Source organism: Variovorax sp. GW821-FHT09B01 (assembly GCF_059418345.1).
Window position 1 is genome coordinate 1,341,362 of the sequence record NZ_JBWKPQ010000001.1, and the last position, 14,454, is coordinate 1,355,815.

The 14,454-nt window shown below is 68.2% G+C and carries 12 protein-coding genes; 7 read left to right on the top strand and 5 right to left on the bottom strand.

Annotated elements, in window-relative coordinates:
- Window positions 1-755: 755 nt before the first annotated feature.
- The 4 genes from AC07RV_RS05930 to AC07RV_RS05945 all read left to right on the top strand — a co-directional run bounded on the left by AC07RV_RS05930 (window position 756) and on the right by AC07RV_RS05945 (window position 4,421).
- Complete coding sequence (locus AC07RV_RS05930) at window positions 756-2,525, top strand: CocE/NonD family hydrolase (protein WP_444813671.1); 1,770 nt, start codon at window positions 756-758, stop codon at window positions 2,523-2,525.
- Window positions 2,526-2,652: 127 nt separating this feature from the next.
- Entirely contained in the window at window positions 2,653-3,093 is a 441-nt protein-coding gene (locus tag AC07RV_RS05935) for a GNAT family N-acetyltransferase (protein ID WP_296786383.1), read from the top strand.
- A 105-nt stretch (window positions 3,094-3,198) separates the two neighbouring features.
- A complete protein-coding gene (locus AC07RV_RS05940; protein ID WP_296786386.1) occupies window positions 3,199-3,558 on the top strand; it encodes a nuclear transport factor 2 family protein in 360 nt (119 codons plus the stop codon).
- A complete protein-coding gene (locus tag AC07RV_RS05945) occupies window positions 3,555-4,421 on the top strand; it encodes an alpha/beta fold hydrolase (protein WP_296786389.1) in 867 nt (288 codons plus the stop codon). Before AC07RV_RS05940 ends, AC07RV_RS05945 begins: the two co-directional genes overlap by 4 nt.
- Before the next feature lie 6 nt (window positions 4,422-4,427).
- On the opposite strand, the gene AC07RV_RS05950 is transcribed toward AC07RV_RS05945, so the two are convergent.
- Window positions 4,428-5,507, bottom strand: a complete 1,080-nt coding sequence (locus AC07RV_RS05950) for an ABC transporter substrate-binding protein (RefSeq protein WP_296786392.1) — start codon at window positions 5,505-5,507, stop codon at window positions 4,428-4,430.
- 7 nt (window positions 5,508-5,514) lie between these two features.
- On the bottom strand, window positions 5,515-6,390 hold the full coding sequence (locus AC07RV_RS05955; protein ID WP_296786395.1) for a DMT family transporter: 876 nt from the start codon (window positions 6,388-6,390) through the stop codon (window positions 5,515-5,517).
- A 109-nt stretch (window positions 6,391-6,499) separates the two neighbouring features.
- Between AC07RV_RS05955 and AC07RV_RS05960 the strand changes: the two genes are divergently transcribed.
- Together AC07RV_RS05960 and AC07RV_RS05965 are read left to right on the top strand one after the other, a co-directional pair.
- Entirely contained in the window at window positions 6,500-7,942 is a 1,443-nt protein-coding gene (locus AC07RV_RS05960) for an aminotransferase-like domain-containing protein (protein ID WP_444813664.1), read from the top strand.
- A 41-nt stretch (window positions 7,943-7,983) separates the two neighbouring features.
- A complete protein-coding gene (locus AC07RV_RS05965; RefSeq protein ID WP_296786401.1) occupies window positions 7,984-10,365 on the top strand; it encodes a DNA polymerase II in 2,382 nt (793 codons plus the stop codon).
- On the opposite strand, the gene AC07RV_RS05970 is transcribed toward AC07RV_RS05965, so the two are convergent.
- Window positions 10,366-11,181, bottom strand: coding sequence for a crotonase/enoyl-CoA hydratase family protein (locus AC07RV_RS05970; protein WP_296786404.1), 816 nt, complete (start codon window positions 11,179-11,181; stop codon window positions 10,366-10,368).
- Window positions 11,182-11,250: 69 nt separating this feature from the next.
- Here AC07RV_RS05970 and AC07RV_RS05975 point away from each other — a divergent pair, with 69 nt between their 5' ends.
- Window positions 11,251-11,958 carry a Crp/Fnr family transcriptional regulator gene (locus tag AC07RV_RS05975; RefSeq protein WP_296786406.1) on the top strand — a complete coding sequence of 236 codons (708 nt, stop codon included), beginning with the start codon at window positions 11,251-11,253 and terminating at the stop codon, window positions 11,956-11,958.
- A 24-nt stretch (window positions 11,959-11,982) separates the two neighbouring features.
- Here the strand turns inward: AC07RV_RS05975 and AC07RV_RS05980 are convergent, their stop codons facing one another.
- A complete protein-coding gene (locus tag AC07RV_RS05980; RefSeq protein WP_296786409.1) occupies window positions 11,983-13,071 on the bottom strand; it encodes a M14 family metallopeptidase in 1,089 nt (362 codons plus the stop codon).
- Window positions 13,068-14,426 (bottom strand): MFS transporter, encoded by a 1,359-nt coding sequence (locus tag AC07RV_RS05985; protein WP_296786412.1) that lies wholly within the window; start codon window positions 14,424-14,426, stop codon window positions 13,068-13,070. Before AC07RV_RS05985 ends, AC07RV_RS05980 begins: the two co-directional genes overlap by 4 nt.
- Window positions 14,427-14,454: the final 28 nt, after the last annotated feature.

Below are 14,454 nucleotides of genomic sequence, written 5' to 3' on the forward strand. Positions count from 1 at the left end.
TTCACGGATTCGGTCTGAAATAATCCCAGGGCGACATTCTTTTTTCAGAATCAAAGCATCGCGCTTTCGCCAACGCACAGAAGTCTTCGCTGCACCTTCTGTTCCGTTGCACCCCGACTCCCTTCTCTCGATGCCATCGGGCTTGCCACGCCCAGGCATCGCAATGCCCAGCTCGCCGCATTGCCGGTTGCGAAGGGCCTGTCGCCTAGAGCAATAACCCAAAGATTGTCGAGATTCGGCGCTCATGGAAAGAGTGCCGATACGTGACGTTCGCGCGGCCATTTGCAATGCGAGTGGCGGTTCGTGATCGACACGTGGGTGAACGCCGTATGACAAATCGGCCGTTCTTCTTTTGCCTTTAGGGAAACAACACGAATGCTTAATAGAAGATTAATTCAAACCATCTTCATGGCTTATTCAGCCGCCGCGCTGGCGGCATGTCGCGTCGGGATCGGCGCGCTCGGTTCACGACCTGTCCGGGCCAGCGAAGCCGGCGACTGAGCTCGCCTCCACCGACCACACAAGGGAATGTCGAAATGAAAAAGAATGTCGAAGCGTCGAACACCGCAACGAACAAGGGCCGAAGGCTGACAGCGCGAGGACGCCAGATCGCCGGAGCCACCGCGGCGGCTCTGCTCGTCGGCGCCTGCGGCGGCGGGGACGGTACCTCCTCCGTTGTCTACCTGCCCGTGGCAAACGCACCGCAGACCATCACGCAAGAGCCGCCTCCCGGGCCGATCCCGGCGCCGGTGCCGTTGCCCGATGTGGGGCCTCAGTTCGAGAACTCCCCGACGGGCGTGCCGTACCCCAAGCTTGCCGGCCTCTACCCCGGGCACGACGGCCCCACCGTCGAGAACGGCATGGTGCTGCCGTGGCTCTCTCCGAACCGGGAACCGTTGAAGTTCAGCGTCAAGGTCCAGACGGCGCTCGATACCGACAACAACGGCAAACCCGATCGCCTCGCGCTGCGCATCGTGCAACCGGCGGAAGTGGCCGATGGGTTGAAGACACCGGTGATCGTTCGGCCGTCCTTCTACTACGGGGACCCGGCCTACGTCGGGAAGCGACAACCCTTTCTTGGCGAAGATCAGTACCTGCGAATGGGCTACACCGTCGTCTACGCCGACACGATCGGGACCTACCAGTCGGAGGGTTGCGCCAGCATCATGGACAGCGCGGAGCGTCAGGCCATGGCCGACGTCGTTCGCTGGCTGGCGAGCGATCCGTCCGCACAAGGCTTCGACGAGAACGGTGCTGCGGTGACCGCGGCCTCCTGGTCGACGAACCACGTCGCCATGGAAGGGATTTCCTACGGTGGGACCCTGCCCATCATGGCCGCCGCGATGGGGGTCACCGGACTCGAAGCCATCGTTCCGGTGGCTGGCATCAGCAATGCCTACGACTATTTCTCACGGTACAACGGTGTGGTCCCCGACGAGCTCGGCGTCATCACTCTCAACGGCTATGCCCAGATATACAACGATCAAAGCCCGCCGGCCGAATGCACCGCCAGCTTTGCCAAACTGGACGCAGGGGTCGACGACGAAACACTCGCCTACACCGACTTCTGGAAAGAACGCAATACGCTCGCACTGGCGGGCAACATCAAGGCCGCGACGCTCATCTCGCACGGTCAGAGCGACAACAACGTCAAGACGAAGAACGCCGTTCAGTTGTATCAAACGCTCCATCGGATGAAGAAGCCGGTGCAACTGTGGTTCCATGCCAAGGATCACGACGATCCTGCCTGGCAGAAGGAATGGCAGAAGCAGATCATGCTGTGGTATTCGCGCTATCTCTTTGGCGTGAACAACGGCGTCGAGGCCCAGCCGACCTATGTGCGGGAAACACCACCCGGAGACAAGGTTGCCGGAGACCTCGGCGGCGAGCCGCGGACCGACTTGAGCGACACACTGACAGGTCACTGCAATCAGCCTGGCTCCGGTGCTCACAACCCGAGGGATTGCGTCACCTCGGGCGGAATCATGGTGAAGGAAGACGCCTGGCCGGCAACGAAGACGGTTTCGTACTACCTGCATCGCAACGCCGCCTCGGACACGGGTCTTCTGTTGACGCCGGACGCCGGGGAGGGATCGGCAGGAGAACCCTTGACGCTGAGTTATGGCGCCGACAGCGGGAGCTTCGTGTCCCGGCCTCTCGCGAATGCAACCCGCTTTGCCGGCACGATCTACGTGACGACAACCGTCAAGCTCTCCAACGGCGTCAGCAATCTCAAGGCAAAGCTGTTCGTCGATGGACAAGCGGTGACCTGGGGCTGGGCCAATCCTCGCTTCCACAAGTCCCTCGAGAAGCCGGAGACCATTGCGCCCGATACGGCCTACAAGGTCTCGCTGGAGATGATGCCGCGCGACTTCACCGTCTTGCCGGGCAGAAAGATTTCCGTGGTGATCGAGGGGTACGACAACTGGGGCGGTGAGACGGTCTCGCTGGACCTGGCCAACACGACCCTGGACATGCCGCTCGTACCAAAGGCGAATCCCGTTGCCGTGATGAAGCTCAACTGAGCAACGGCCTGCACGCAAGGGGCGGGGGCCATGGCGACATGGCCCAACCCGAATCATCGAAGTTGGTCCAATGGGAGGGGAAGTCGCGGCCGCACACTGCCCGGGTCCTTTCATCGACTTCACCCCCATGACCGCCACCCCGATCAGTTTCCGCCCCGTCGATTCCGACGCGGACCTCCTCGCCTGCTACCCCATCGTGCGGCAACTGCGTCCGCATCTCGCGAGCCCCGAGGCCTTCCAGCAGGCCGTGGCCGAGCAGCGCCGCGAGGGCTATCGCATGCTCGCGGCCTGGCAGCACGATGCACCCGGCGGCTTCGCGGGCTACCGCTTCCAGCGCAATCTGATCCACGGGCGCTTTCTCTATGTCGACGACCTCGTGACCACGCAGGACGAGCGCAGCAGCGGCGTGGGCAGCGCGCTGCTCGGCGCGCTGAAGACGCTGGCGCGCGAGGCCGGCTGCACGCGCCTCACGCTGGACACCGGCATGGACAACGCGCTCGCGCAGCGCTTCTACTTCCGCAACGGCCTGCTCGCGCGCGGGATGCATTTCGGTTTCGATCTGCGCTAGCTGTCAGCCGATCGCGTACGCCATCGTTGCCCATGGGCTGACGATCGCGACACGCCGGAGCTCTATACCGGGACCTGTTCCTGGTTCAACGAAGGAGAGTTCCGGATGTCACAGACGAACAAAGCCACCCTCGAGCAGGCCAACGCGGCCATCGTCGAGGGCGACTACGAAGGTTTTCTGAGCGCCTGCACCGACGACACGAAGTGGACCTTCGTGGGCGAACAGACGCTCGACGGCAAGGAAGCCGTTCGCCAGTGGATGGCCCAGACGTACAAGGAGCCGCCGAAGTTCGACGTGCACCGGCTGGTCGCCGAGGGCGATATCGTGGCCGCCATCGGCGAGATCACGCTGAAGGACGAGGCGGGCAAGGCGACCCATCACAGCTACTGCGATGTCTGGCGCTTTCGCGACGGGAAGCTGGCCGAGCTGCATGCCTTCGTGGTCGAGACGGGAAGCACCGCATGACCTCCACCGTTCGACACCGCCGCATCCAGGTCGGCAACGTGGACACCTTCTACCGCGAAGCCGGCCCGCCGGATGCGCCGGCCGTGCTGCTGCCGCATGGCTACCCGTGCTCGTCCTACGAGTTCCGCAACCTGATGCCGCGGCTGGCGGACCGCTGGCGCCTCGTCGCGCCCGACTACCCGGGCGCGGGCTACAGCGCCACGCCCGAGGACTTCGACTACAGCTTCGACGGCTATGCGACCTTCCTCGACCGCTTCGTGAAGACGCTGGGCCTGTCGCGCTTCGCGCTCTACCTGCACGACTTCGGATCGCCGATCGGCGCGCGGCTGGCCATCATGGCGCCCGAGCGCATCGTGGCGCAGATCATCCAGAACGGCGACATCCCCTACGAGGATGCGCTGGGCCCGAAGTACGCGGAGATCGAGGAGACCTGGACCTTGCCCGAACCCGAGATGCGCGCCCAATTGGCGAAGGCCATCAACGAGGAGACCTTCAAGGAGGAGTTCCTCAATGCACTGGACGACGAGCGCGCCGACCGGATTCCGCCGGACCTGTGGAAGCTGCACTGGTCGCTCGTCACGCCGAAACGCAAGGAGATCGCGATCGACCTGATCGCGGGCCTCAAGCAGAACCGCGCCTGGTTTCCGGCGCATCGCCAGTACCTCGCTACCCACAAGCCGCCGACGTTGATCGTCTGGGGGCCGCACGATCACTACATGCCCGAGAAGTCGGCGCGCGCCTATCTGCGCGACCTGCCGCAGGCCGAGCTGCATCTGCTCGACGGCGGGCACTGGCTGCTCGAGACGCACCTCGACGAGGTGTCGGGCCTGATGCGCGACTTTCTCGGCCGGGTGCACGCCTGAGCCGGATCAGGCGCCGGTGTGGAGCACCTTGAAGCGATCGGGCTTCGAGGGATCGCGCTCGACGACCTGGACCGGGGACCAGGCCCACTGCAGGACATCGATGCCCGGCACGCGCGAGAACCGAAGCGGGCCGCGACTGCTTTCGAAGGTCCTTTGCGACCAAGCCTCGGCGATATCCTCGCGCCGCGCACCGTGCGATCGCATCGCCTCGGCGAGCACGGTGATCGTGTCGTAGCCCTCGAAGGCGACGAACGAAGGCGCCACGCCCAGTCGCTCGCGCAATGCCGCTTCGATGCGCATGGCAGAAGGACCAAGGCGCTCGGGCAGATAGCGGAGGAACGGAATCGCCGCGCCATCCACGCCCAGCACCGCCATCCATTCGGCGAACTCGGGCTGCCCGGCCGGCGCGCCGATCCGCATGCCGGCAAGGCGTGGGTCATGGCGCACGGCCTTCACGATGGGCACGGCCGGCTCGGGATGGCCGGCCAGCATCAGGACGGCCGTCGCGCGCTGCTCGAACAGCTGGTCGCACAGTGCCGCGGGCGACAGCGCACGCGCATCGAGTTCGATCAACACACCGTCGCGCGCGGCCAGGTGCTCGCGCAGGATGACCGTGCCCGCCGCCCAATAGACGCTGGCATCGGCCGCGACCGCGATGCGGCGATGGCCTTCGCCGAGCAGGAAGTCCGCATAGATCCGCCAGCCATGCGACTGCGCGGGCGCCAGCCGCGCCACCCAGGGCGTCGGCTGTTCGCACAGCGCATCGAGTACCGCCGACGCGCAGAGGAACGGCAGGCAGAGCGCATGCGCGCGCGCGGCCGCTGCGCGAGCAACCACGCTGTGGTACTCGCCCGCCAGCGCCACCACGCCGAGGCGGGCCAGTTCGTCCACGGCGGCCACGGCTTTCGCGGGATCGGCCGCGGTGTCCCGCGTCACGAGGCGCAGCGGCCGGCCGGCGACACCGCCCGCCTCGTTGATCTCGCGCACGGCCAGTTCCATGCCCGCCAGCAGATGCTCGCCCGCCTCGACCCAGCCCGGCCGGCTCAGCGGCGCGAGCGCGCCGATCTCGATCGAGGAAGAACTCATCAGCCGCTCAGGCGAAGCGCTTGGCGCCCGCCACGCAGAACACCACGACCACGGTCGAGGCGATCATGGTCCAGGCCACGGGCTCGCCGAGCAGCATCCCGGCCAGCAGCAGGCCGAAGAAGGGCTGCAGCAACTGCAGCTGGCCCACGCCCGCGATGCCGCCGAGCGCGAGGCCGCGGTACCAGAAGACGAAGCCGATCATCATGCTGAAGACCGACACGTAGGCGAGGCCGGCCCAGGCCGGGGCGCCGATGCGATCCCAGGCATGCGGCAGGGTGAACAACGCGATGGCGGCCATGAGCGGCAGCGACAGCAGCAGCGCCCAGCAGATCACCTGCCAGCCGCCGAGGCGGCGCGAGAGCGTGGCGCCTTCGGCATAGCCGAGTCCGCACACCACGATGGCCGCGATCATCAGCAGGTCGCCCTGCAGGCTGCCGCCGCGGCTGCCGTGCAGCGCGAAGCCGGCCACCACTGCGGCGCCGACGATCGAGAACAGCCAGAAGGCGGGCCTGGGCCGCTCGCCGCCGCGCAGCACGCCGAAGATCGCGGTCGACAGCGGCAGCAATCCGACGAAGACCACCGAATGCGCGGCATCGATGTGCTGCAGCGCGAGCGCGGTCAGCAGCGGAAAGCCGACGACCACGCCGATCGCCACCAGGGTCAGCGGCACGAGGTCGGCCCGCTTGGGCCGCGCCTCGCGCAGCGCGAACAGGAACACCGCGCCCAGCAAGGCGGCGATCACCGCGCGCGCACCCGTCAGGAACAACGGCGAAAAATCGGCCACGGCCACGCGCGTGGCGGGCAGCGAGCCGCTGAAGATGAGCACGCCCAGCAGGCCGCTGCCCCAGCCGGCGGAATGTCGTCGAGAACCTTCGCTTGTCATCCGCCCAGCGTAGCGGGGCGGGGCCCTGGCGGGAAGGCACAGAGGCATACAATTTCCGCAAACTGTATGGCTCATCCCGGCCACACAGTCACCCGGGAAGGCGACGAGGATGAGCGGTGTGAAGGCAACGATGCGGACCGATGCGCTGATGGAGGCGGTGCGCGCCAAGATCGCGAACCGCGCGCTGGTGGAAGGCGATCGCCTGCCCTCGGTACGCAGCTTCGCCGAGACCATGGGCGTCTCGCCCTCCACCGTGGTCGAGGCCTACGACCGCCTCGAGGCCGAGGGCGTGATCCGCGCGCGCCGCGGCTCGGGCTTCTACGTGACCGGCGCCAACCTGCCGCCGATGGCGCTCGCCGAGATGGGCGCGCCGCGCGAGCGCGACGTCGATCCCTTCTGGGTCTCGCGCCAGTCGTTGGATGCCGACGGTTCCTTCCTCATGCCGGGCTGCGGCTGGCTGCCGGCCGACTGGATGCCGCATGCCGCCCTGCGCAAGGGCCTGCGCGCGCTGAGCCGCGCCGACGATGCGCTGCTGGCCGACTACGGCAGCACGCGCGGTGCGCTCGCGCTGCGCCGCCTGCTGCTGGCGCGCCTGGCCGACGAGGGCATCGCCGCGACGCCCGAACAGCTGCTGCTGACCACCTCGGGCACGCAGGCCATCGACCTGATCTGCCGCCTGCTGCTGCGGCCCGGCGACACCGTGCTGGTCGACGATCCCTGCTACTTCAACTTCCAGGCACTGCTGCGCGCCCACCAGGCCAGGATCGTCGGCGTGCCGTTCACGCCCACCGGCCCCGACGTCGCGGCCTTCACGCAGGCGCTGGCGCAGAACCCGCGGCTCTACATCACCAACTCGGCGCTGCACAACCCCACCGGCGCCACCATCTCGCCGCAGACCGCGCACCGCGTGCTCGGCGCGGCCGCGGCGCAGGGCATGACGATCGTCGAGGACGAGGTCTTCGCCGACTTCGAGCCCTCGCCCTCGCCGCGGCTGGCCGTGCTCGACGGCCTCCAGCGCGTGATCCGCATCGGCAGCTTCTCCAAGACGCTCTCGGCCTCGGTGCGCTGCGGCTACATCGCCGCGCGCCGGGACTGGATCGACGGGTTGGTCGACCTGCAGGTGGCGACCCAGTTCGGCGGCCCGAGCCCGGTGGCCACCGAGCTGATCGCCGGCGTGCTGGCCGGCGGCAGCTACCGCAAGCACATGGACGAGGTGCGCCAGCGCCTCACGCGCGCGCGCAAGGACGCCACCGAGCGCCTGGCGGCGTTGGGGATCGAGCCCTGGCTCGCGCCGCGCGGCGGCTTCTACCTCTGGTGCCGGCTGCCCGATGGGCTCGACTCCGCGGTGCTGGCGCGGCGCTGCATGGAACAGAAGGTCGTGCTCGCGCCCGGCAATGTCTTCAGCGTCTCGCAGACGGCGGGCTCGTTCGCGCGCTTCAATGTCGCGCAACTCGGCGACCGGCGCGTGTTCGGCATCCTCAAGGAGGCCATGAAGGACAGCATGCCGCCGCGCCAGGCGACGGCCCGGCGCAAGCAAAGCGCGGCCCTGTGAAAATCGACCACGCTCCCGCCCCACCCGATCTCCAGCCTCCCGTGCCGTCCTCCGAACTCCAGGGATTCATCCTCACCCGGCGCTGGCGCGATGCGCCCGGCGGCACCGAGATCGAGTTCTGGCTCGCCACCGACGAGGGCCCGCGCAAGGTGCTGCTCAACGCGCAGACCTCGGTCGCCTTCGTGGCGGCGAAGCACAGGCAGGCGGTGGAAGCCCACGCCCCGGAGCTGCCGGGCCTGCAGCTGCGCGAACTCGCGCTCAAGACCTTCGGGCAGGAGCCGGTCGTCGGCGTCTATGTCACGCATTTCCGCCAGCTCAAGCGGCTGGTGCGGCTGCTCGAGGCGAAGGGCATTCCACTGCTCGAGGCCGACATCCGGCCGCACGACCGCTACCTGATGGAGCGCTTCATCACGGCGGGCGCGCTCGTGGAAGGCGGCAGGTCCGAGGGCGCCGCCCTCGTCGATGTGAGGCTCAAGCCCGCGCCCGCCTACCGGCCGCGGCTCAAGGTGGTGTCGCTCGACATCGAGACCAGCCAGCACGAAGAGCTCTACTCTATCGCGCTCGACGGCACGGGCGAGCGCGTGGTCTACATGCTGGGCGAGCCGCCGGCGCAGGCGGCGAGCGAGCCGCTGGGCTTCTCGCTCGTCTACTGCGCGAGCCGCAAGGCGATGATCGAGCGCCTCAACGACTGGTTCGAACACAACGACCCCGACGTCATCGTCGGCTGGAGCGTGATCCAGTTCGACCTGCGGGTGCTGCAGAAGACGGCCGACACCGCCGGCGCGCCGCTGCTGCCCGGCCGCGAACGCCGGCCCTTCGAATGGCGCACGCATCCGGGCAAGCAGGGCTACCTGTTCGCGACCACCGCGGGCCGCGTGATCATCGACGGCATCGAGGCGCTGCGCTCCGGCATGTGGAGCTTTCCGTCGTTCAGCCTCGAGTCGGTGTCGCAGGCGCTGCTCGGCGAAGGCAAGGCCATCGGCGACGAGTACGACAAGATGGCCGAGATCGAGCGCCGCTACCAGCAGGACAAGCCGGCGCTCGCCACCTACAACATCCGCGACTGTGAGCTGGTGCTGCGCATCTTCGAGAAGACGAAGCTGCTGAGCTTCGTGCTGGAGCGCGCGCAGACCACGGGCCTGCAGGCCGACCACTTCGGCGGCTCCATCGCCGCGTTCAGCCACCACTACCTGCCGCGCATGCACCGGCTGGGCTACGTGGCGCCCAACGTCGGCGAGATCCTCAGCAAGGCCTATCCGGGCGGCTACGTGATGGACTCCAAGCCCGGCTTCTACGACTCGGTCGTGGTGCTCGACTACAAGAGCCTCTATCCATCGATCATCCGCACCTTCCTCGTCGACCCCGTGGGCCTGGTGGAAGGCATGCGGGCGCAGGACCCGGCCGCGGGCGTCAAGGGGCCGAACGGCACCCTGTTCTCGCGCGACAAGCACTGCCTGCCCGAGATCGTCAGCACCTTCTGGCATGCGCGCGACGAGGCCAAGCGCGCGAAGAACGAACCGCTGTCGCAGGCGCTGAAGCTGCTCATGAACTCCTTCGCGGGCGTGCTGGGTGCATCGGACTGCCGCTTCTTCAACCCCGACCTGGTGTCCGCCATCACGCTGCGCGGCCACGAGATGATGCGGCTCACGCGCGACTTCGTGGAGGAGCGCGGCTACGAGGTCATCTACGGCGACACCGACTCGATCTTCATCTGGCTCAAGCGCGCGCATTCCAGCGAGGACGCGCACGCCATCGCCGCGGCGCTCACCACCGAGATCAACGCCTGGTGGACCCGGACCCTGCACGACGAACAGGGGCTGCGCAACTTCCTCGAGATCGAGTTCGACACCCATTACAAGAAGTTCTTCATGCCGACCATCCGCGGCTCGGAGATCGGCAGCAAGAAGCGCTACGCGGGCCTGAGCGTCGATGCCGGGGGCAAGGAGGAAATGGTCTATCGCGGCCTCGAGATGGCGCGCAGCGACTGGACGCCGCTGGCGCGCCAGTTCCAGGAAGGACTGCTGTCGCGCATCTTCCACGACGAGCCCTACCGCGACTTCGTCACCGACTACACGCGCTCGATGCTGGCGGGCGCCAAGGACGAGCTGCTGATCTACCGCAAGCGCCTGCGCCATCGGCTCGACGACTACCAGGTCAACGTGCCGCCGCAGGTGCGCGCGGCGCGCATCGCCGACGCGTTCAACGATCGGGCCCAGCGGCCGCGCCAGTACCAGAACGGCGGCTGGATCCAGTACGTGATGACGCGCAACGGGCCCGAGCCGCTGGAAGCGCGCCAGTCGCGCATCGACTACGAGCACTACCTCGCGAAGCAGCTGCGGCCGATCGCGGACGCGATCCTGCAGCCGATGGGCGAGAGCTTCTCGGCGCTGACCTCGTCGCAGTCGCGCCTGTTCGAAGAGTGATCAGATGCGGCCGAAGTCGCCGCCGCGCCCCAGTCCCGACGCAAAGCGGCCCGCGCCATCGGCGCCTTCCTGGTGATGCGCTTCCACGCCGTTGGCCCACTCCACGCGCATCGCATCGCGCAGCGGCAGCCCGTGGCTCTCGTGGACCGTGCGGCGGTCGGCCCGCACGGCGGCCTGCGGAAAGCGCGCGATCTCCCTGGCCATCGCCTCGGCCGCCTGCCGCGCCTCGCCATGCGGCACCAGTTGCTCGCACATGCCGATGCGCAACGCCTCCTCGGCCGGCACCTTGCGGCCGGTGAGGATGATCTCCATCGCGCGGCCCTGCCCCACCAGCCGCGGCAGGCGCACCGCGCCGCCATCGAGCAGGGGGATGCCCCAGCGGCGGCAATAGACGCCGAAGTAGGCGCTCTCGGCCATCACGCGGATGTCGCACCACAGCGCGAGCTCCATGCCGCCCGCCACCGCGGGGCCTTCCACCGCCGCGATCACGGGCTTCGACAGCTCCAGCCGCGTCGGCCCCAGCGGTCCCCGCGGCGCCGCGTTCGCGCCCATCGGAAACGCCAGGCCGCGCACGATGTCCTGGTCGAAGCGCTCGCGGTCCGCCAGCGTGCTCGCGTACTTGAGGTCCCAGCCGGCGCAGAAGGCGCCGCCCTCGCCCCACAGCACCGCGACGCGCGCCTGCGGATCGCGGTCGAAGGCCCGCAGCTGCTCGACCAGCGCGTCGGCGCTGTCGGGGTCCATCGCGTTGCGCGCTGCGTCGAAGCGGCTGTGGATCACGGTCCACACCGCACCATCCTTCTCGGTTCTCACGGTCATTGGCGTCTCCTGTTGAAGTGCTTACTATCGTGAAGACACGCGCATCGCGCTGTCGTTGCAACGACATCCATGAAGCCCGCCACACCGCCCGCCTCCCTGCTCGACCGCACCGCCTGGTTCGCCACGCTGGAGCCGGCGCAGCGGGCACTGGTGCGGGCCACCCTGGTCGAAAAGGATGCCGCGATCGGCGAATGCGTCGCCCGGGTGGGCGAGGCCGCCGCGCACTGGATCGGCGTGGACAGCGGCTTCCTGCAGATGTCGGTGACCGCCGCCGATGGCAGCGAAACCACGCTGCATTTCCTGCGCGAAGGCGAGTGGGGCGGCGAAGGCTCGATGCTCAAGCGCGAGCAGCGGCGCTACGACGTGATCGCGGTGCGCGCGAGCCGCGTCTGCCTGCTGCCCGCACCCACCTTCGAACTGCTGCTCGCGCAGAGCGTGCCGTTCAACAACTTCCTGCTCAACAACCTCAACCAGCGCATGGGCACGGTCACGGCCTTGCTCGAAGCCTCGCGCATGCTGGCGCCCGACATGCGCGTCGCGCGCTGCCTGTCGCTGCTGGCCCAGGGCGACGATGGCGACGCGCTGGCCCTGCCGCAGCACCAGCTCGCCAACCTGTGCGGGTTGTCGCGCCAGCGGACCAACATGGCGCTGCGCGCGCTGAGAGCCGACGGGCTGGTGCAGCTCGACGGACCGAGGATCAGGATCGTGGACTTCGCTGGATTGGCGAGCCATGGCGCGAAGGCCGGCGGCCGCAGGAAAAGCGGGCGTGCCGCCTAGCCATCCGCCGCGCCGCGCACCCGGTCACGCCGAAGCGCCGAGCCCGCACAAGGCCTGCACGACCGCCGTGCGCGCCTGGCCGAAGACCATGCCCTGCCAGTCGGCATCGTCGACATAGAAGCAGGCCTTCAGCTCCTGCCCGGCCTCGGCCTTGAGCTGTGGCGCGACGGGCGGTTCGGCCCGCCAACAGAAGTGGTCGGCGCGCAGCGCATCGATCATCCGCAGCAGCGGCACGGTGCCGAACTCGAGCGCGATCGTGGTGCCCAGCGCGTTGGGGCATTCCTCCGCGAGGATCGTCACCATCGGGCCGTTGATCTCGTACATCACCGAGTCGTCGCGCTCGGTCGAGATGACATCCGCGCCCCACCAGGTCCGGGCCCGGTCGATCTCGCCGCGCCTGCCGATGAAGACCTTCTCGCAGTGGCCCCGCGGGCCGAGCCCGGTGTGGAGGTCGATCCAGCCCACCTGCTTCGCCGCGGCGCCCTCCTGCCGAAGAACCTGCCGGATCGTCCTGTTGCTCCAGGTCGCTCGGCTGCCGCCGTAGAACATGCCGGTGGGCGAGTCGTACTGGCCCTGGAACACGGACTGCCCATAGGCTTCGACGCCGTGCGCACCGATCCAGGCATCGAGCCGCGCGGCCTCCGCGGGGCCCGGAGGCCATGCGGGCGGAAGCAGCAGGGGCTCCAGCTCGGCGTAGCCGCGGTTCGGCGAACGCGCCTCGTCGAAGCGCACGAAATTGCGGTTCACGTCCACGTTGTCTTCGTTGACCCGGCGCAGGTGCGAGAAGCCGAAAGGATTGACCGCGTGCACGAACAGCAGGCCGACGCCCATGCGCTCGGCCGTGGCCAGCAGCGGCTCGTCCACGAGCATCGCCGACTGGCAGCCCGAGCCGCAGAAGCCCTCGACGCCATGGATCGCGGAGGTCAGCACCAGCAGCCTGTCGGCCTGCGGATCGCCGAATCGCACGACGTCCATCGCGAGCTCCTCGCCCTGCGCGCCGCGCACGCCGTCGATCGCATGCGAGGTCACGGCGAGCCCCGCCGCGTCCGCGCTCGCGAGAAAGCGCTCGCGTGCCGCGGCATAGCTGGCCGCGAAATGGCTCGTGGGTTTCACTTGAAGCTCCCCACCGGCATCGCGCCGCGAACGCGTGGCGGCGCTTCCTTCGGGCTCTGCGCATCGAGGTCCTCGCCGGTGCGGTCCACGAGCCAGGGCATGACGAGGGTCGAGACCACGGTCACGACCACCAGGTACCAGGCAGGGGCCAGCTTGTCGGCGGTCTCGTGCACCAGCCAGGTCAGCACAAAGGGCGAGAAGCCGCTGAAGACCGCGACCACCACGCTGTAGACGGTCGACAGCCCGCTGGCACGCACATGCTTCGGGAAGATCTCGGTGAGCATCACCAGCAGCGCCGGGAACTGCGAGGTCAGGCACACGCTGAGCAGCGCGACGACCACATACAGGCGCCCCGGCGAGGGCGCGGCGAGCAGCCAGTGGAAGCACGGGAACACCAGCAGCAGCAACACCACGCGCGACCAGAAGATCACGGGCTTGCGCCGCAGCCAGTCGGCCAGCAGGCCCGACAGCGGCGCGACGAGCAGGTTCACGATGCCGAATACCACGCCGGCCCAGATGCCGACCTGCACCGGCAGCCCGAGCTCCCGGGCCGCATAGGTGGGCATGTAGAACGCGACCACGTAGATGCCGACCGTGCACGAAAGGAACAGCAGGCTGGCCTGGATCAGTTGCTTCCAGTGGTGGCGCAGCAGCAGGCCGATCTTGCCGCCAGATTCTTCGGAGGCCGATGGCTTCGGCGCATCGACATGGGTCTCGTGCAGGCGCGTGCGGATGTACATGCCCACCGGCGCGATCAGGATGCCGAGCACGAAGGGCAGCCGCCAGCCCCAGCTCTCGAGATCGGCCGGGGCCAGCACCGAGATCACGGTGCTCGAGACGAGCGCGCCGAACATCACGCCCAGGCCCTGGCTCGCGACCTGCCAGCTGGCCATGAAGGCACGCTCGTTGCGGCCGGCGTACTCCACCAGCATGGCCGTCGATGCACCGACCTCGCCGCCCGCCGAGAAGCCCTGGATCAACCGCGCCAGCACGATGATCGCCGGCGCCGCCAGGCCGATCTGCGCGGGCGTGGGTGCCGCCGCGATCATGGCGCAGCCCAGTGCCATGAGGCCGATGGTCAGCCCCATCGCCTTCTTGCGGCCATGGCGGTCGGCATAGGCCCCGATCACCACGCCGCCCAGCGGCCGCGCGAGGAAGCCGACGCCGAAGCTGGCCACCGCCAGCAGCAGCTGCGCGTAGGGACTCAGGGACGGAAAGAAGATCCGGCCGATGATGCTCGTCATGAAGCCGTAGACGGTGAAGTCGTAGAACTCCAGCGCGTTGCCGACCGTGATCGCCGTCACCGCCTTGCGCTTCGATAGCGGTGGCGCGACGCCACTTGTCTCGGTACCCATCGTTGTCTCCTGGCCTTGCCTTTTGTTG

What these genes read in the sequence shown, in the direction of transcription:
- AC07RV_RS05935 (WP_296786383.1), top strand. Translation starts at nt 2,653, where the DNA reads ATGACCGCCACCCCGATCAGTTTCCGCCCCGTCGATTCCGACGCGGAC.
- AC07RV_RS05940 (WP_296786386.1), top strand. Translation starts at nt 3,199, where the DNA reads ATGTCACAGACGAACAAAGCCACCCTCGAGCAGGCCAACGCGGCCATC.
- AC07RV_RS05945 (WP_296786389.1), top strand. Translation starts at nt 3,555, where the DNA reads ATGACCTCCACCGTTCGACACCGCCGCATCCAGGTCGGCAACGTGGAC.
- AC07RV_RS05950 (WP_296786392.1), bottom strand. Translation starts at nt 5,507, where the DNA reads ATGAGTTCTTCCTCGATCGAGATCGGCGCGCTCGCGCCGCTGAGCCGG.
- AC07RV_RS05955 (WP_296786395.1), bottom strand. Translation starts at nt 6,390, where the DNA reads ATGACAAGCGAAGGTTCTCGACGACATTCCGCCGGCTGGGGCAGCGGC.
- AC07RV_RS05960 (WP_444813664.1), top strand. Translation starts at nt 6,500, where the DNA reads ATGAGCGGTGTGAAGGCAACGATGCGGACCGATGCGCTGATGGAGGCG.
- AC07RV_RS05970 (WP_296786404.1), bottom strand. Translation starts at nt 11,181, where the DNA reads ATGACCGTGAGAACCGAGAAGGATGGTGCGGTGTGGACCGTGATCCAC.
- AC07RV_RS05975 (WP_296786406.1), top strand. Translation starts at nt 11,251, where the DNA reads ATGAAGCCCGCCACACCGCCCGCCTCCCTGCTCGACCGCACCGCCTGG.
- AC07RV_RS05985 (WP_296786412.1), bottom strand. Translation starts at nt 14,426, where the DNA reads ATGGGTACCGAGACAAGTGGCGTCGCGCCACCGCTATCGAAGCGCAAG.